The sequence below is a fragment of the Hydrogenophilus thiooxidans genome (assembly GCF_019049855.1).
In the GTDB taxonomy this organism is placed as follows: Bacteria; Pseudomonadota; Gammaproteobacteria; order Burkholderiales; family Rhodocyclaceae; genus Hydrogenophilus; species Hydrogenophilus thiooxidans.
The window spans coordinates 31,117-47,923 of record NZ_JAHLSY010000016.1 but is presented as its reverse complement, the minus strand read 5'-3'; the positions used below and the strand labels follow the sequence as shown (position 1 = coordinate 47,923).

16 protein-coding genes, 6 tRNA genes and 1 CRISPR repeat array are annotated in these 16,807 nt (G+C 56.8%); of the genes, 3 read left to right on the top strand and 19 right to left on the bottom strand.

Annotated elements, in window-relative coordinates; translation table 11 throughout:
- Positions 1 to 62 precede the first annotated feature (62 nt).
- Positions 63 to 2,371: direct repeats of the CRISPR family, unit length 36 nt; unit sequence GTCTTAATCCCTTCTCAATCAGGGCATGATTCCAAC.
- Between the two features lie 148 nt (positions 2,372 to 2,519).
- The 10 genes from cas2 (KUL93_RS11730) to fdxA form a co-directional block, all read right to left on the bottom strand.
- Positions 2,520 to 2,804, bottom strand: coding sequence for a CRISPR-associated endonuclease Cas2 (gene cas2, locus KUL93_RS11730; RefSeq protein WP_119334767.1), 285 nt, complete (start codon positions 2,802 to 2,804; stop codon positions 2,520 to 2,522).
- 10 nt (positions 2,805 to 2,814) lie between these two features.
- Positions 2,815 to 3,831 carry a CRISPR-associated endonuclease Cas1 gene (gene cas1 / locus KUL93_RS08465; protein WP_217126617.1) on the bottom strand — a complete coding sequence of 339 codons (1,017 nt, stop codon included), beginning with the start codon at positions 3,829 to 3,831 and terminating at the stop codon, positions 2,815 to 2,817.
- An 11-nt stretch (positions 3,832 to 3,842) separates the two neighbouring features.
- On the bottom strand, positions 3,843 to 4,169 hold the full coding sequence (cas2, locus tag KUL93_RS08460; protein WP_217126616.1) for a CRISPR-associated endonuclease Cas2: 327 nt from the start codon (positions 4,167 to 4,169) through the stop codon (positions 3,843 to 3,845).
- A 22-nt stretch (positions 4,170 to 4,191) separates the two neighbouring features.
- Positions 4,192 to 4,920, bottom strand: a complete 729-nt coding sequence (locus KUL93_RS08455) for an ATP-binding cassette domain-containing protein (RefSeq protein WP_217126620.1) — start codon at positions 4,918 to 4,920, stop codon at positions 4,192 to 4,194.
- 89 nt (positions 4,921 to 5,009) lie between these two features.
- The gene (locus KUL93_RS08450; RefSeq protein ID WP_119334764.1) at positions 5,010 to 6,107 is read right to left on the bottom strand and encodes an amino acid ABC transporter permease; all 1,098 of its coding nucleotides are present in this window, start codon (positions 6,105 to 6,107) and stop codon (positions 5,010 to 5,012) included.
- A gap of 15 nt (positions 6,108 to 6,122) precedes the next feature.
- Positions 6,123 to 7,304 (bottom strand): amino acid ABC transporter permease, encoded by a 1,182-nt coding sequence (locus KUL93_RS08445; protein ID WP_346731678.1) that lies wholly within the window; start codon positions 7,302 to 7,304, stop codon positions 6,123 to 6,125.
- Between the two features lie 79 nt (positions 7,305 to 7,383).
- Entirely contained in the window at positions 7,384 to 8,409 is a 1,026-nt protein-coding gene (locus tag KUL93_RS08440; RefSeq protein ID WP_217126614.1) for an amino acid ABC transporter substrate-binding protein, read from the bottom strand.
- A gap of 145 nt (positions 8,410 to 8,554) precedes the next feature.
- The gene (locus tag KUL93_RS08435; RefSeq protein WP_217126613.1) at positions 8,555 to 10,240 is read right to left on the bottom strand and encodes a long-chain-fatty-acid--CoA ligase; all 1,686 of its coding nucleotides are present in this window, start codon (positions 10,238 to 10,240) and stop codon (positions 8,555 to 8,557) included.
- Positions 10,241 to 10,324: 84 nt separating this feature from the next.
- Positions 10,325 to 10,774 carry a CBS domain-containing protein gene (locus KUL93_RS08430; RefSeq protein WP_217126612.1) on the bottom strand — a complete coding sequence of 150 codons (450 nt, stop codon included), beginning with the start codon at positions 10,772 to 10,774 and terminating at the stop codon, positions 10,325 to 10,327.
- Positions 10,775 to 10,834: 60 nt separating this feature from the next.
- Positions 10,835 to 11,158: a ferredoxin FdxA gene (gene fdxA, locus KUL93_RS08425; RefSeq protein WP_119334759.1), complete on the bottom strand. Its 324-nt coding sequence runs from the start codon at positions 11,156 to 11,158 to the stop codon at positions 10,835 to 10,837.
- Between the two features lie 158 nt (positions 11,159 to 11,316).
- Here fdxA and trxA point away from each other — a divergent pair, with 158 nt between their 5' ends.
- Together trxA and rho are read left to right on the top strand one after the other, a co-directional pair.
- Positions 11,317 to 11,643, top strand: a complete 327-nt coding sequence (trxA, locus tag KUL93_RS08420) for a thioredoxin TrxA (RefSeq protein WP_217126611.1) — start codon at positions 11,317 to 11,319, stop codon at positions 11,641 to 11,643.
- 131 nt (positions 11,644 to 11,774) lie between these two features.
- The gene (gene rho, locus KUL93_RS08415) at positions 11,775 to 13,034 is read left to right on the top strand and encodes a transcription termination factor Rho (RefSeq protein ID WP_217126610.1); all 1,260 of its coding nucleotides are present in this window, start codon (positions 11,775 to 11,777) and stop codon (positions 13,032 to 13,034) included.
- Between the two features lie 212 nt (positions 13,035 to 13,246).
- Here the strand turns inward: rho and KUL93_RS08410 are convergent.
- The 6 genes from KUL93_RS08410 to KUL93_RS08385 all read right to left on the bottom strand — a co-directional run bounded on the left by KUL93_RS08410 (position 13,247) and on the right by KUL93_RS08385 (position 13,843).
- Positions 13,247 to 13,323: transfer RNA gene (locus KUL93_RS08410), tRNA-Asp, on the bottom strand.
- A gap of 14 nt (positions 13,324 to 13,337) precedes the next feature.
- Positions 13,338 to 13,413: transfer RNA gene (locus KUL93_RS08405), tRNA-Glu, on the bottom strand.
- A 12-nt stretch (positions 13,414 to 13,425) separates the two neighbouring features.
- Positions 13,426 to 13,502: transfer RNA gene (locus KUL93_RS08400), tRNA-Asp, on the bottom strand.
- A 12-nt stretch (positions 13,503 to 13,514) separates the two neighbouring features.
- Positions 13,515 to 13,590: transfer RNA gene (locus KUL93_RS08395), tRNA-Glu, on the bottom strand.
- A gap of 23 nt (positions 13,591 to 13,613) precedes the next feature.
- Positions 13,614 to 13,689, bottom strand: a tRNA-Ala gene (locus KUL93_RS08390).
- A 63-nt stretch (positions 13,690 to 13,752) separates the two neighbouring features.
- Positions 13,753 to 13,843 (bottom strand) — tRNA-Ser (locus KUL93_RS08385).
- Positions 13,844 to 13,947: 104 nt separating this feature from the next.
- Between KUL93_RS08385 and KUL93_RS08380 the strand changes: the two genes are divergently transcribed.
- Positions 13,948 to 14,520, top strand: a complete 573-nt coding sequence (locus KUL93_RS08380) for a cob(I)yrinic acid a,c-diamide adenosyltransferase (protein WP_119334756.1) — start codon at positions 13,948 to 13,950, stop codon at positions 14,518 to 14,520.
- A gap of 15 nt (positions 14,521 to 14,535) precedes the next feature.
- Here KUL93_RS08380 and aroG read toward each other — a convergent pair whose 3' ends face one another.
- Genes aroG through yjgA form a run of 3 tightly spaced genes read right to left on the bottom strand, consistent with a single transcriptional unit; the run spans position 14,536 to position 16,782 of the window.
- Positions 14,536 to 15,627, bottom strand: a complete 1,092-nt coding sequence (gene aroG / locus KUL93_RS08375) for a 3-deoxy-7-phosphoheptulonate synthase AroG (protein WP_217126609.1) — start codon at positions 15,625 to 15,627, stop codon at positions 14,536 to 14,538.
- The gene (mog, locus tag KUL93_RS08370; RefSeq protein WP_217126608.1) at positions 15,624 to 16,232 is read right to left on the bottom strand and encodes a molybdopterin adenylyltransferase; all 609 of its coding nucleotides are present in this window, start codon (positions 16,230 to 16,232) and stop codon (positions 15,624 to 15,626) included. Before mog ends, aroG begins: the two co-directional genes overlap by 4 nt.
- Entirely contained in the window at positions 16,225 to 16,782 is a 558-nt protein-coding gene (yjgA, locus tag KUL93_RS08365) for a ribosome biogenesis factor YjgA (protein ID WP_217126607.1), read from the bottom strand. Before yjgA ends, mog begins: the two co-directional genes overlap by 8 nt.
- Between the last annotated feature and the right edge of the window lie 25 nt (positions 16,783 to 16,807).

Sequence of the window (16,807 nt, the reverse complement as noted above, 5' to 3'; positions counted from 1 at the left end):
CCTTCTCAATCAGGGCATGATTCCAACCGTGCGCCTTAGTCAATTTGATCCCGTTGATCTCAGTCTTAATCCCTTCTCAATCAGGGCATGATTCCAACGCCATCAATGATCTCGATGTTGAATGGGGTGAATCTGTCTTAATCCCTTCTCAATCAGGGCATGATTCCAACCACGCTAAATAGCGTGGTTTGCGTGCCTGGCTTTGTCTTAATCCCTTCTCAATCAGGGCATGATTCCAACGATTGGCGAGCGTGTGATTATGCGTCGGAATTGGGGTCTTAATCCCTTCTCAATCAGGGCATGATTCCAACAAAGCGAGAAAATCAAGCGTCTCGCGCGCAAAGGTCTTAATCCCTTCTCAATCAGGGCATGATTCCAACGAGAGCATGGGGTGGAAAGTCCATGAGGACGGTGAAGTCTTAATCCCTTCTCAATCAGGGCATGATTCCAACCGCACCCGTGCTCCACAATGCAACGACGAAGGGGCGGTCTTAATCCCTTCTCAATCAGGGCATGATTCCAACTTGCGCATTCATGCATAATTCGAACATGAAACGCAAAGTCTTAATCCCTTCTCAATCAGGGCATGATTCCAACTCAAGTAGCTATTCAAGATGACGCAAGAAAAATACCGTCTTAATCCCTTCTCAATCAGGGCATGATTCCAACCAAGCGGTTGCGTAAAATTCAAGCGGCAGCAGAAGTCTTAATCCCTTCTCAATCAGGGCATGATTCCAACAGAAGTTTCCGGGGTACGTCGATCTGATGAGCTTCGTCTTAATCCCTTCTCAATCAGGGCATGATTCCAACTCTGACGGAACGGATGAGCTATCGGAAGATTGCGGGTCTTAATCCCTTCTCAATCAGGGCATGATTCCAACTTGGGTAGAAGATGAAACGTATCACGAGCTCGAAGAAGTCTTAATCCCTTCTCAATCAGGGCATGATTCCAACAAATATGCGTGCCAAGATGCTTCGCTTTTTCCGCTGTCTTAATCCCTTCTCAATCAGGGCATGATTCCAACGGGATCAAGGAAATTCCATTTCAGTTACTCGATGGCAGTCTTAATCCCTTCTCAATCAGGGCATGATTCCAACCATCTTCTCGGTGTGCAAGGCGTACAAGGCGCAGAAGTCTTAATCCCTTCTCAATCAGGGCATGATTCCAACCGTGAGAGGAGAAATGAAGTTCTTGCTTGATTTGCCGCGTCTTAATCCCTTCTCAATCAGGGCATGATTCCAACCTATTATCTGGTTTTTTTCTCGTCATAATGTTCATCACGTCTTAATCCCTTCTCAATCAGGGCATGATTCCAACCGAAGGAACGCCCGGACATTGCAAGCCGATACTGGGTCTTAATCCCTTCTCAATCAGGGCATGATTCCAACCCTAGTTACATTCCGTACCTGGTGCGGCAGAAAAAGTCTTAATCCCTTCTCAATCAGGGCATGATTCCAACGTCGGAACCGTTGTGTTTTTGGTTGTGGTGTTTCGTCTTAATCCCTTCTCAATCAGGGCATGATTCCAACTTTCGGTGCTGTCGAAAATTGAATATCATGGAGGGTCTTAATCCCTTCTCAATCAGGGCATGATTCCAAATAAGGTTCGTGCAGTGATTGATGAGACGCTTGGTCTTAATCCCTTCTCAATCAGGGCATGATTCCAACGGCGCTGCCGAAAAAATTCTGAAGGCAGGCCGAATGTCTTAATCCCTTCTCAATCAGGGCATGATTCCAATCTCCGGCAACGCCATAGTCTACGACGACGCTCAGTCTTAATCCCTTCTCAATCAGGGCATGATTCCAACTATGCAACCGAAATGAACATCGAGATCGACGTCATTGTCTTAATCCCTTCTCAATCAGGGCATGATTCCAACTTTCCAGAGAGGCGGAAATCACCGAGATCGTGCGTCTTAATCCCTTCTCAATCAGGGCATGATTCCAACACGTGCTCAAGCACGAGTACGGGGAAGTGTGAGCCGTCTTAATCCCTTCTCAATCAGGGCATGATTCCAACAACTACTACCAAATACTTACATTATTGCAGCGTCGGGTCTTAATCCCTTCTCAATCAGGGCATGATTCCAACCAATTGCTGCAACAAGAGCAGGCGCAGCAAGAGTCTTAATCCCTTCTCAATCAGGGCATGATTCCAACCTTTATGTATTGACAAAATCGAATGTTTTTCATATGTCTTAATCCCTTCTCAATCAGGGCATGATTCCAACGAATCGTTTTTGCAAAATTTTGTGGCTTAAATTCGTCTTAATCCCTTCTCAATCAGGGCATGATTCCAACGCTTTCTCAGACCGAACCTCTTCCAGGTAAAGAGGTCTTAATCCCTTCTCAATCAGGGCATGATTCCAACGCACCCACATTTTTCTGCTTTTTGGAACAATGGGTTACAACCACTGTTCCCAAAAAATTAACCACTTTGACTACGTGTGTTTTGTACAGTTGGTTGTGCGACATTGGATAAACCAAATTGTCAAGGAGCAAACAAAATTAATTGTACTTCAGAGATCTGGTGGCAGTACACTGAGATGGATCCCTTCCGGCAACACGGCCCGACCGATTCGCTTACGCCATCCTCCCGCGGGTAATGGGTAGCACCGCAGATCATCTTTTTTGGGGTTGATCAGGCAAACGGCGCGTTCCATGATTCTACGCAAACTCCGTTCATCGCCTTGGTAAATAAAGACGGAGTACTGGATGGGGGTAGCCACGCGTGTGAAATAGCGGTGCGTCCGTGCCAGCCGCTTGGGGTCCGTGATATCGTAGCAGATCAGAAAAGTTGCCATCGTGAACCACTCACTCGAGCGGGTCTGAAGCTGCCAAACTGTCGCTTGCTGAAGCAAATGCCTCCCAAGCTTCCTCTGCTGCAGCCAAAGGTTCTTCGGCGGCTTTGAGCCAATCGGAAAGCCATTCTACCTCTTGCTCAATAGCTGAACGCAAGTCGTTGCCAGCGTGTTCATACGCACCGTAAAAATGTTGCCGCCCCGCCTTACCCAGAAGGCACCCGCTTTCGGTCTGGCTGAAATGTTCTTTGCGAACGGTTTCGTTCCGGATCAACTCGAGACAGAAGCGGTCACAAACCACGCGCAAGGGCTCCAGTAGATCCGAAGCGAGCGATTCGCGGCCAAACGACAGCGCATGGTAAAACCCAACGAATGGGTCGAACCCCGCACCAAATAGAGACAGAGCAATTTCGGCATGCATCAGGGTATAGGTGAGGGAGAGCAGCGCATTGAACGGATCCCGCGGTGGTCTTCGGTTCCGCCCATGAAACCCCCAGCTATCCGGCACAACCGCTTTGAGCCCGGAAAAGTAGTACCGCGCAGCGTGCCCTTCGATGCCCCGTAATGCGCCAATAGATTGGGCACTTTGTGCATCCACTGCCGCTTTTTCGATTTGCCGGATGGCATGGGTGAGTTCCAGGCGCACGCCTGGGTACCGCTGACGCAGTTCCAACAAAAAGAAGCGCTGCCCCTCACACTTTCGGTGAACAAGCGCTCGGGAAAATTCGAGCGCAAAGGGTTCGTCGAACGCTTTGAGGATTTGCGCGACGCGTCTTCGCGCGTCATTGTGGGGTCGCGCCAACATCAACGCGGGTTTCCCCCTTCTTCCCGCTAGGATGATCACCCCCACGCCTGCCTCGCCCAATTTGCCCAGAAGGTTTGCGGAGACGGATACATCCCCTTTGAGAAAAACGCGGGAAAGCGGCTGTATTGGGATGGTTGCCACTCGTTCTTCGTCTTCACGGATGACGATGGCATTGCCGTCCAATGCCAAATGCACGCCGCGGCGATCGACGATGAGGCTACTCATGCTTCTGCTCCTTATGCCACCACGAAGTAGCTGGGAAAACTCTCGACTGGGATGCCGTAGGCATGCATCGACATCCGGGGGTCAAGGCGAAAAAGATGCACGCGATCGACCTCTGCGTCGATCAGTTTGCGCAAGGTGGTAATGATCGTGGCAATTTCTGCAGGCGTTGCCCACACCTCATAGACCGATTTTTGCCCGCCCACCTTGTAGCCATTGAGGTAACGGTGGACACGGGCCAACCGGCGAGGGTCGCAAATGTCGTAGGCAACCAGGTAACGATCGCGCCCTTTGTCCATAGCGGACAGTGTAGGCGCATGTTCGCAAAAAGCCAGCGCCACAAGCTTGTGGCGCCGTGTAGGATCAGTGGTTGAGGATCTGGCCCAGGAACTGCTTGGTCCGTTCGTTTTGCGGATTGGTGAAGAAGACTTCGGGCGGCGCTTCTTCGACGATTTCGCCTTTGTCCATGAAGATCACCCGGTCAGCCACCGTGCGCGCAAAGCCCATTTCGTGGGTGACGCACAGCATCGTCATTCCCTCTTCCGCGAGTTCGATCATGGTGTCGAGCACCTCTTTCACCATCTCAGGGTCGAGCGCGGAGGTGGGCTCGTCGAAGAGCATCACCTTCGGCTTCATGCACAGCGCCCGGGCAATCGCAACCCGCTGCTGTTGCCCCCCTGAGAGTTGACCGGGATATTTGTTCGCTTGATCGGGAATGCGCACCCGTTCCAAGAAGTGCATCGCGATGACTTCCGCCTCTTTTTTGGGCATCTTTTTCACCCAAATGGGGGCCAGTGTGCAGTTTTCCAACACGGTGAGGTGGGGAAAAAGGTTGAAGTGCTGGAACACCATCCCCACCTCTTTGCGGATGGCTTCGATTTGGCGCACGTCGTCCGAAAGCTCGATGCCATCGACGACGATGCGTCCGCTTTGGTGCGCTTCCAGCCGGTTGATGCAGCGAATGGTGGTCGATTTTCCCGAACCGGAAGGGCCGCAGAGCACGATCCGTTCCCCGCGGGCAACGGTGAGGTTGATGTCTTTGAGCACGTGGAAGTCACCGTACCACTTGTTCACGTGCTCCATGACGATCATCGCCTCCGCGGTTTTGTGCGAAGCGATCCGGTTGGGCGTCGTAGTGGCGGTTGCCGTTTCGTTCATCTGGAACTCTCCTCTTGCGTCCATTACCGACGATGGTCGGTATTGAGCCGTTTTTCCAGCGCAATCGAATAGCGCGACATGCCGAAGCAGAAAATCCAGTAGACCGCTGCGGCGAAGACGTACCCTTCCGTGGCGAAGCCAAGCCAGGCCGGATCGACAGTGGCGCGGTGAATGATCATGAAGAAGTCGGAAAGGCCGATGATGATCACCAGACTGGTATCTTTGAAGAGCGCGATGAAGGTGTTTACGATTCCTGGGATCACCAATTTGAGCGCCTGGGGCAGGATGATCAACCCCATCATCTGCCAGTAGTTGAGTCCCAGCGCCTGCGCCGCTTCATACTGCCCTTTCGGAATGGCCTGCAAACCGCCGCGCACCACTTCGGCGATGTAGGCAGCCTGAAAGAGCACCACCGCGATGAGCGCACGCACCAGTTTGTCGAAGTTCATCCCCTCCGGCAGGAAGAGCGGCAGCATCACCGAGGACATGAAGAGCACCGAAATGAGCGGTACCCCGCGCCAAAACTCGATGAACGCGATCGACACCGCTTTGATCACGGGCAGCTCGGAGCGCCGCCCCAACGCAAAGAGAATGCCCAACGGCATCGCGCCTGCGATCCCCACGGCGGCGATCACCAGGGTCAGCATCAAGCCGCCCCACTGATCGGTGGGAACCGTAGTCATGCCGAAAAGGTCACCGCCGTAGAGCAGCCACCAGGCAATCAGCGGGTACCCAATCAGGAATGAGAAGCCAAACAGCTTTTTCCAAGGAAAGCGCTGGAAAAGGAGCGGCCCACCCCAGAGCACGGCCAAGATCCCGGCAAGGTCGACGCGCCAACGCAACGCCTCTGGGTAGAACCCGTACATGAACTGCGACCAGCGCTGCGCGATGAAGACCCAGCACGCGCCGCCAGGTGTGCAATCGTCGCGGGATGTCCCCACCCAGGAGGCTTTGAGGAACGCCCATTCGATCACCGGCGGCACCAGCAACCATAGGATATAGAGGGTGATCAGGGTGAGGATGGAGTTCCAGACGCTGGAAAAGAGGTGTTCGCGCATCCACCCGATGGGAGAAAAGATCACTTTGGGTGGTTGCAGCGAGGATGCGGTTTCGTGTGTCATAAGCCCAGTCGCTCCTTATCGCTCCACCAGCGCCATGCGCTTGTTGTACCAGTTCATGAACAGCGAAATCATGATGCTGATCGTCAAATAGACCGCCATTGCCATCGCGATGGTTTCGATCGCCTGCCCAGTCTGGTTGAGCACCGTACCGGCAAAGAGACCGACGAGATCGGGATAGCCAATCGCCGCAGCGAGCGACGAGTTCTTCGTCAAGTTGAGGTATTGGCTGGTGAGCGGCGGGATGATCACCCGCATCGCCTGCGGCAGAATCACCAACCGGAGCCGCTGCTGCGGTGTCAAGCCCAGCGCCATCGCCGCTTCCGTTTGCCCGTGCGGAACCGCCAAGATTCCTGCGCGCACGATCTCTGCGATGAACGCAGAGGTATAGATCGACAACGCCACCCAAAGCGCCACGAGCTCAGGGATCATCACCCAGCCACCCACAAAGTTGAAGCCGCGCAGTTGCGGCAGCTCCCAGGTGAAAGGTGAGCCGAAGACAAGGCTAGCCAGGTACGGCAGGAGCACCACCAACCCCAGTCCGGTCCAAAAAACCGGGAACGGTTGTCCCGTCTCGTCCTGACGGCGTTTGGCCCAGCGTGCGATCACCCACCAGAGGGCGAACGCCAGCACCACCGCAACGACGAACGCGGTGACCGCTTCTGTAGGTATGGGGCGCGGCAGATAGAGACCGCGAATATTGAGGAAAACGGCATCGAACCATCCCAAGCTCTGCCGTGGAGACGGCATCGCTTGCAACACTGCGAAATACCAGAAGAAAATCTGCAAAAGCGGAGGGATGTTGCGAAAGGTTTCGATATAGACGGTTGCCAGCGCCGAAACCAACGCGTTTTTCGAAAGGCGCGCCACCCCCATGATGAAGCCCAGAATCGTCGCGGCGACGATCCCCAGCGCAGAAACCAGTAAGGTGTTCAACAGTCCGATGACGAAAACCCGCGCGTAGGTGTCCGATTCCGTGTACGGGATCAGGGTTTGCAGAATGCCGAATCCGGCCGGGTCGTTCAGGAAATCGAAACCCGATGCGATCCCGCGCGCAGCAAGGTTTGTGACCGCGTTGTGCGCCAGCCAACCCACCAATAGCCCTAAGACGACGAGCGTAACGACCTGCGCGATGATCCCCCGGATTTTGGGGTCGTAGATCCAGGAGAGAAACGCACTGCGTGACGGTTTCATGGCCATTCTCGCGGCTGAAACGAAAAGGACCCCCCACCCGTTCCGACAGGGGGTCCGCACTCAGAAAGGCATCAAACGATTGCGATCAGCGAATCGGCGGCGCATACTGCAGACCACCTTGGGTCCACAACGCGTTGAGGCCACGCTCGATCTTCAGCGGGCTCCCCTTGCCGACGTTGCGTTCGAACGATTCGCCGTAGTTACCCACTTGCTTGATCACCTGGTAAGCCCAATCGCGCGGCAACCCGATCGCTTTACCGAAATCGGCGTCGACCCCAAGGAGGCGGCGCACTTCTGGGTTGCTCGACTGCTTCATCTCATCGACGTTCTTGGCGGTCACGCCAAGCTCTTCGGCAATCAGCATCGCGTAGTGGGTCCAGCGCACGGTGCTGAACCATTCGTGGTCACCCGGACGCACCACGGGCCCCAACGGCTCTTTCGAAATCACTTCAGGCAGGACGACGTATTGGTCCGGATTCGCCATCTTGATCCGCTGCGCGTAGAGCTGCGACTGGTCCGAGGTGAGCACGTCGCAGCGGCCGGCTTCGAGCCCTTTTGCCGATTCGTCCGATTTGTCGTAGGTGATCGGCGTATATTTCATTTTGTTGGCGCGGAAGTAGTCGGCCAGGTTGAGTTCGGTGGTCGTCCCGGCCTGGATGCAGACCGTTGCGCCATCGAGCTCTTTTGCGCTTTTTACACCAAGCTTCTTGTTCACCAGAAACCCTTGCCCGTCGTAGTAAACGACTGCGGCCGGAAAGACCATCCCCATGCCGGTGTCACGCGACATCGTCCAGGTGGTGTTGCGGCTAAGGACGTCGATTTCGCCCGATTGCAATGCCGTAAACCGCTCTTTTGCGGTGAGCGGCGTAAATTTCACTTTGTTTGCATCACCAAAGACCGCAGCAGCAAGCGCCCGGCAAAAATCGGCGTCGATCCCGCGCACCACCCCTTTTTCATCCGTATACGAAAAACCCGGAAGCCCGTCACTCACGCCGCAGCGAATTTCGCCGCGCGCTTTGATCGCGTCCATGGTTTCTCCGGCTTGTGCGGGTGCCACCGCCGCAACGGTCAGTGCAGCGCCGACCGCTGCCAAAAGAGTTTTTTGCTTCATCACCTATCCTCCAGGGGTTCCATCCCAACACCTGTTGGGTAATCGAACTATAAAGAAAAAAGGGGCGACGCGCCAGTAGGGAAAACCCCACTGGTACGCGCCGCCCTTTTGGTAGCGCTACGACTTATTCTGGCAGCGCTACGACTTACTTAGCGATCTTCTCGGCCCGCTTTTCCCGCAACGCACGCCGCAGGATCTTGCCCACATTGGTCTTCGGCAGCTCATCGCGGAATTCGACGCGCTTCGGCACTTTGTAGCCGGTGAGCCGCTCGCGGCACCAGGCGATGATCGCCTCTTCGGTAAGCGCCGGATCTTTTTTCACCACGAACGCTTTCACCACTTCCCCGCTCTTTTCGTCGGGTACCCCGACCACCGCCACTTCGAGCACGCCGGGATGGAGCGCGATCACGTCCTCGACTTCATTGGGATAGACGTTGAACCCAGAGACCAGGATCATGTCCTTCTTGCGATCGACGAGATACACAAAACCGTTCTCATCGATCTTGGCGACGTCCCCTGTGCGCAAAAAGCCGTCTTCGGTAAAGACTTTCGCCGTCTCGTCCGGGCGGTTCCAGTACTCCTTCATCACCTGCGGACCACGAACACAGAGCTCCCCTTCGGCGCCAACGGGCAATTCGGCACCGGTGTCCGAGCGGATGGAGATCTCGGTCGAGGGCAGCGGCAGACCAATCGAGTGGTTGTACTCTTGAAGCGTCATCGGGTTGATCGTCACCGCTGGCGAAGTTTCCGTCAGGCCATAGGCCTCCAAAAGGGGTTTGCCGGTCACCTGCTTCCAACGCTTTGCAACGGCTTCCTGCACTGCCATGCCGCCCCCAAGCGTCAATTTCAACGACGAAAAATCGAGTTTGGCAAAATCGGGGTGGTTCAAAAGCGCGTTGAAGAGGGTATTGACCCCGGTGATTGCCGTAAACCGCCATTTGCCAAGCTCTTGAACAAACCCCGAAATGTCCCTCGGATTGGGAATCAGCACGTTGAGACCACCGAGCGCCGTAAAGGTCATGCAGTTTGCGGTCAGCGCAAAGATATGGTAGAGCGGCAGCGCCGTAATCACGATCTCTTCCCCCTCTTTGACCGCTGCGCGAATCCACGCCGTGGCCTGCGCCACGTTCGCAAGGATGTTGCGATGCAGCAGCACCGCCCCCTTCGCCACACCGGTGGTACCGCCGGTATATTGCAGGAACGCAATGTCCTCGGGGCCAACCGCAACCGGCTGCAACGTGGTTTTGGCACCCGCCGCCAGCGCTTCCTGCCAGCGGGTTACCTGAGGCAGGCGCCAAGCTGGGACCATCTTTTTCACATGCCGGACGACGAAATTGGTGATCGCCCCTTTGAGCCCCGGAAACAGGTCGCCGAGCGAAGTGACGATGATGTGGGGTACCTGAACACCATGTGCGATCGCCTCTTGCAAGGTGTGCGCAAAGTTTTCCAGGAGGATGATCGCTTCCGCGCCAGAGTCCTTCAATTGGTGCTCGAGCTCCCGCGGTGTGTAGAGCGGGTTGACGTTTACCACCACATAGCCCGCACGCAGCACGCCAAAGAGCGCGACCATGTATTGAAGAAGGTTGGGCATCATCAGCGCAACCCGCGCCCCTTTCGGCAATTGGATCACTTGCTGCAGGTACGCCGCAAACGCGCGGGACTGCTCGTCCAGCTCGCGATAGGTCATGACCCGCCCCATACACGCGGCAGCAGGGCGGTCAGCATAGCGGGCGACCGATTGCGCAAATAGCTCCCCCAACGAGGAATACGGCAGCGGACCGATTTCGGCGGGTACCCCTTGCGGGTAGCTTTTGAGCCAGATTTTCTCCATGGGTTTCTCCTCCGGTATAACGACGCAACTTCCACGCACACCGAAGCCGCCCTGCTGCCGCGCGTATCGCGATACCCGCTTCCTTCAGCAGGAGGCCTCTTCGTCTTGAATCCCTTTGATAAACGCCTTGAGTGCTCGATTTTCGAAACTTTGCTCCTCCAGGACCGCTTTTGCGACGTCGTGAAACGACACCACACCCAGCAACGTCTCCCCATCCATCACGGGGAAATAGCGCTGATGCACGCGCACCATCTGTTCGCGCAACGGCTCGACCTCAGTGTCCGGCGAAACGGTCATCGGTGCTTCGAGCATCGTCTCCCGCACGGGGCGCTGCTCCCAGGCCGCACCGGCTTGGGCAATCGCTTTGAGCGCTTCCCGGAAGGTCAATAAACCGACCAGGCGCCCCCCATCGAAAACGACCAAGGAGCCGATATCCTCTTGCATCATGGTTGCCACCGCCTCTTTGAGCGTCGCCGCCGGGGAGACCGTAAACAATGCGTTGCCTTTGACCGCCAAAATTTCGCGAACTTTCATCACCTTCTCCTAAATAAGAAGGTTCAAACAAACGTTTGAACTCATTATAATCGAAACCGATTATCGCTGCAACAGATGTTTTTTCTCCTTCACACCCGCCCACTGGTCGGCGTCAGGAAGCGGCTCATGGCGCTCGACGATCGGCGGCCACTGTTTGGCCAATTCCGCATTGAGCGCAATGAACTCGCGCTGATCCTCGGGCACGTCGTCTTCAGCGTAGATCGCCTCGACCGGGCACTCGGGTACACACAACGAACAGTCGATGCACTCGTCCGGGTCGATCACCAAAAAATTGGGTCCTTCACGGAAACAATCCACCGGGCAGACATCGACACAATCGGTGTATTTGCATTTGATACACGCTTCAGTGACGACATAGGTCATGACACGCTCCTTGTTTGAACACGGTGTGCACATGATGCCACAGCCCCTCCTTCGTTCTATGCTTCTGGGGCCATACAACCATTGACAAAGCGCGCACGCTGACGTATCGTTTGAGCACGTCTTTTTACTTCCCTCAACCCATTGGATTCGAGTCTCCCATGAGCGAACACATCCATCACGTGAGCGACGCCACGTTCGAGCAGGAAGTGGTCAAATCTGAAATGCCGGTGCTGCTCGATTTCTGGGCAGAATGGTGTGGTCCTTGCAAGATGATCGCGCCGATCCTGGACGAGATCGCTGACGCGTATGCCGGCAAGCTCAAAGTCTGCAAGCTCAACATCGACGACAATCCGGAAACGCCCAGCAAGTTCGGCGTTCGGGGTATCCCCACGCTCATGCTCTTCAAAAACGGTAACGTGGAAGCCACACGCGTGGGCGCGCTTTCCAAATCGCAACTGACTGCGTTCATCGATAGCCACCTCTGATTGCGCGCGCTGCTCGAACCCAATTCGAGCAGCTTTCACTTTCCCGCAACGTTTCCACCGGTTGACTGTTTCAGGACCCGTGCAGTTCGGGCTCCTTACTTTTTAGCTTCAGTATCCGATAGCGAACCACCATGCATCTCTCTGAACTCAAAACGCTTCACGTCAGCGAACTGTTGACCTTAGCCAGCGAAACCGGGATCGAAAACGCCAACCGTCTGCGCAAACACGAACTGGTCTTCGCGATCCTGAAACAGCGCGCAAAACGGGGAGAACCCATCTACGGCGGCGGCGTTCTGGAAATCCTTCCGGACGGCTTCGGTTTTCTTCGCTCGCCGGACACCTCGTACCTCGCAAGCCCCGACGACATCTATGTCTCCCCTTCGCAAATCCGCCGCTACAACCTGCATACCGGCGATACGATCGAAGGGGAGATTCGGACCCCTAAAGATAGCGAACGCTACTTTGCGCTAACCAAGATCGACCACATCAACGGCGATCCGCCCGAAGTCTGCAAGCGCAAGATCCTCTTCGAGAACCTCACACCGCTCCACCCCAACGAACCTTTTCGCTTGGAACGCGATATTCGCAGCGAAGAGAACCTCACCGGGCGCGTGATCGACATCATCGCTCCGATCGGCAAGGGGCAGCGCGGGCTCATCGTCGCACCCCCCAAAAGCGGCAAAACCGTGATGCTGCAACACATCGCGCACGCGATCGCGTCGAACCATCCCGAAGCGGTGCTCATGGTGCTTTTGATCGACGAGCGCCCGGAAGAGGTCACCGAAATGCAGCGTTCGGTCCGCGGCGAAGTGATCGCCTCGACCTTCGACGAACCCGCGACGCGCCACGTGCAGGTGGCCGAGATGGTGATCGAGAAAGCAAAGCGCCTCACCGAACACAAGAAGGACGTAGTGATTCTGCTCGACTCGCTCACCCGTTTGGCCCGAGCCTATAACACGGTCGTGCCGGCGTCCGGAAAAGTGCTCACGGGTGGGGTCGACGCCAACGCGCTGCAAAAGCCCAAACGCTTCTTTGGTGCCGCGCGCAATATCGAAGAAGGGGGAAGTCTGACGATCATCGCCACGGCGCTGATCGACACCGGCAGCCGAATGGACGACGTGATCTACGAAGAGTTCAAAGGCACCGGCAACATGGAACTGCACCTGGATCGCCGCATGGCGGAAAAACGGGTCTATCCGGCGATCAACGTGAACCGCTCAGGCACCCGCCGCGAAGAGCTGCTTCTGGACCCCTCGGTCCTGCCGAAAATATGGGTGCTGCGCAAACTCCTGTACGGCATGGACGATCTCGAGGCCACCGAGTTTTTGCTCGACAAGATCAAAGCCACGAAGAACAACGCCGAGTTTTTCGAATCGATGCGGCGGGCGTAGCGGCCGTAGCGCTTCAGCGGGCATAGCTATAGTATGCCGCGGCGCTTTTGCAGGCGTGGCCAGTGCAGCCGCGGCGTTGCTTCATGCAGCAAGCGTAGCGGCAATGGCCCCTTTTTCGCACGCGGCGATCGGCTGTGACCGTCAATGCGACGCTTCGCAAAAGAAAAAAGCCACCGAGCGGTGGCTTTTTTCTTTGCATGACACTGAGTGGTTGGCGGAGCGGACGGGACTCGAACCCGCGACCCCCGGCGTGACAGGCCGGTATTCTAACCGACTGAACTACCGCTCCGCGTTCAACCTTTTTGGCGTCCCTAGGGGGATTCGAACCCCCGTTACCGCCGTGAAAGGGCGGTGTCCTAGGCCTCTAGACGATAGGGACGCTGCCCAAAACTGGCGGAGCGGACGGGACTCGAACCCGCGACCCCCGGCGTGACAGGCCGGTATTCTAACCGACTGAACTACCGCTCCGCGTTCAACCTTTGGCGTCCCTAGGGGGATTCGAACCCCCGTTACCGCCGTGAAAGGGCGGTGTCCTAGGCCTCTAGACGATAGGGACGCTGCTTTTAACCTCAACCTTCCTGGTGGAGGTAAGCGGATTCGAACCGCTGACCCCTTGCATGCCATGCAAGTGCTCTACCAACTGAGCTATACCCCCACAGCAGAGAAAGCGAATTATACTGGCGCGATCGTCTGTTGTAAACCCCTTTTTCGTTCGCGCTGGCGGAGAGGGCGGGATTCGAACCCGCGTCAGGGTATCACCCTGAACACGCTCTCCAGGCGTGCGGTTTAAACCACTCACCCACCTCTCCGCGTGAGCGGGAGATTGTAGCACAACGCCAGCCGTTTTCACCAAGCTGCGCGATCGGCTTTCCGGTACAATCGCCGCGTACAGACCACTCGGGAAGGAAGCGCGATGGGACATCGCCTCAGCAAAATCTACACACGAACCGGCGACAACGGCACCACCGGCTTGGGTTCGGGCGAACGCACCGGCAAGGACGATCCGCGCATCGAAGCCATCGGCACCGTGGACGAACTCAACGCCATTTTGGGGCTACTGGCTTGCGAACCCCTTCCGGAGGATCTTGCTGCGCTGATCGTCCGCCTCCAACACGAGCTCTTCGATCTGGGCGGAGAATTGTGCCTACCGGGTATGGCGCTCTTTGCCGAAAGCCGGGTCGATGAATTGGAGCAAGCGCTCGATCGGCTCAACGAAACGCTGCCGCCGCTCAAGGATTTCATTTTGCCAGGTGGCACGCGCGCTGCGGCGCTTGCGCATTTGGCGCGCACCGTCTGCCGCCGCGCGGAACGGGAAGTGGTACGCTTGGCACGTGTGGAGCCCCAAGAGCGGCTGCGTCCGGTTGTTGCGCGCTATCTCAACCGCCTCTCAGACCTCTTGTTCGTGCTGGCGCGCACCCTCAACGCGCGAAGCGGTACCCCGGATGTCTTGTGGCAGAAGCGGCTCGACGCCCCGAAATCCCGCTGACGGGGCGGCTACCGGTCAGTCGCCGCGTTGCGCCAGCACCGCCCGTCGCAACTGCACGGCATGCGCCAAACCGTCCAGGATATGGACGGTATCTTCCCAACCGATGCAGGCATCCGTGATGCTTTTGCCGTATTCGAGCGGTTGCCCCGGAATCAGATCCTGGCGCCCCTCTTTGAGGTGGGATTCGATCATCACGCCGATGATGCGCTCCTCCCCTTGCGCCAGTTGATCCATTACCGCTTGCGCCACTTCTGCTTGACGACGGTGATCTTTCCGGCTGTTCCCATGGGAACAATCGACCATGATACGCGCCGGCAAACCGGCGTTCGCCATCTCCTGGCACGCCGCTTGCACGCTCGCGGCATCGTAGTTGGGTTCTTTGCCTCCCCGCAAAATGATATGGCAATCCTCGTTGCCCGCGGTGCTCACGATCGCCGTATGGCCCGCTTTGGTCACCGAAAGGAAGTGGTGCGGCGCGTGCGCCGCTTTGATCGCGTCGATGGCGATCTTGACGTTGCCGTCGGTACCATTCTTGAAACCCACCGGACAGGAGAGGCCAGAGGCCAATTCGCGATGCACTTGGCTCTCCGTGGTTCGCGCACCGATTGCCCCCCACGCGATCAAGTCGGCAATGTATTGCGGCGTGATCATGTCGAGGAATTCGGTTCCAGCCGGTAGCCCCATCTCTGTGATCGTGCTCAGGAGTTTGCGCGCGATGCGGATCCCATCGTTGATGCGATAGGTACCGTCCAAATAGGGATCGTTGATCAACCCCTTCCAGCCCACAGTGGTTCGGGGTTTTTCGAAATAGACCCGCATCACGATCAACAGCTCGTTCGCGAGACGCTCGGCCTCTTTTTTGAGGCGCGTGGCGTATTCGATCGCTGCGTCCGGGTCGTGGATCGAACAGGGACCGACCACGACGATCAACCGGTCATCCGCACCATGCAGGATGCGGTGGATCGCTTGTCGCGCTTCATAGGTGGTTTGCGCCGACGCTGACGTTGCCGGATATTCCCGCAGCACGTGAATAGGGGGAACCAGCTCTTGGATGTTACGAATTCGGGTGTCGTCGATGTGAAAGCGAACCGAACTTCGAGGATTCATGGCATGTCGCCTTTCTTCGTGGCGGGACGTTGCGCGCTCTTTGGCCGAAACGCAGGGATCACGTCGGGATCGGTTTCGAGGTAGGGACCGCCGATCAAGTCGATACAGTAGGGAATCGCGGCGAAAATCCCTTTGTGCTGCCAACTGCCGTCTTCGTGACGAAGCCCTTCGAGCGTTTCGACGATCGATTTCGGTTGGCCTGGCAGATTGACGATCAAGGTTTTCCCGCGCACGACCGCCACTTGGCGTGAAAGGATCGCGGTAGGTACGAAATTGAGGCTGATGCGCCGCATCTCTTCGCCAAAACCGGGCAGGACGCGATCGGCCACCGCGAGCGTCGCCTCGGGCGTGACATCGCGCGGCGCTGGTCCCGTTCCCCCAGTGGTCAGAATGAGGCAGCAACCGCACGTGTCGGCTAGCGTTCTGAGCGTCTCTTCGATCACCGGCTGCTCATCGGCGATCAACCGTTTTTCCGCCCGCCAAGGGGTAACGAGCGCGCGGTTGAGCCACGACTCCAACGCAGGAATTCCTTTGTCTTCATAGGCGCCGCTCGATGCGCGGTCGCTGATCGATACCAGCCCAATGACCACCTCGGGTTCACTCATCGTCGGCCTCCTCGTCGTAATCCGTCTCCACTGCGCTCCGTTCCGGGAGCGTCAGTACCAATGTCGCCTCGATCGCGTCCCTAAGCGCTGCCACCAAGCGACGGCGCGGCAAGAGGTCTTGCGGTTCTGCCGCCAAGCCTTTCAACGCAGCGCGTCGCATTTGCCGCCAATAGGGCACGTCGAACTCCGGAAAGCGGGACAACAGTTCCCCCACCACCGACTCATCGGCAAGAAATTCGGCGGCAAGGCGTTCCGCTTCCCGTTGACACTGCGCATCGACCGCCCCACCGGGACACAGGGAAGCAACCAGCGCCTGCAGCGGTTCCAGTTCGTACGGTTGCAGAAGACGCCCCACATACTGCATCTGGCGCCGGTAGGCCTCGAAGTGACCAGAAAGCCGTCTCGCTTCCGCGAGCGCCTGCGCGAGATCGCGCGGGAGCGCCAACCAGCGCAACCGCTCCACCGGCAGCGCCAACAGCGCTTCCCCTACCGCTTGCAGTTGGTGCATGCGCGCTTTGCGCTTGGTTTTCGAGAGTTTTTGCGGTTCCATTATAGAATTATCGCAAATTTTCCCT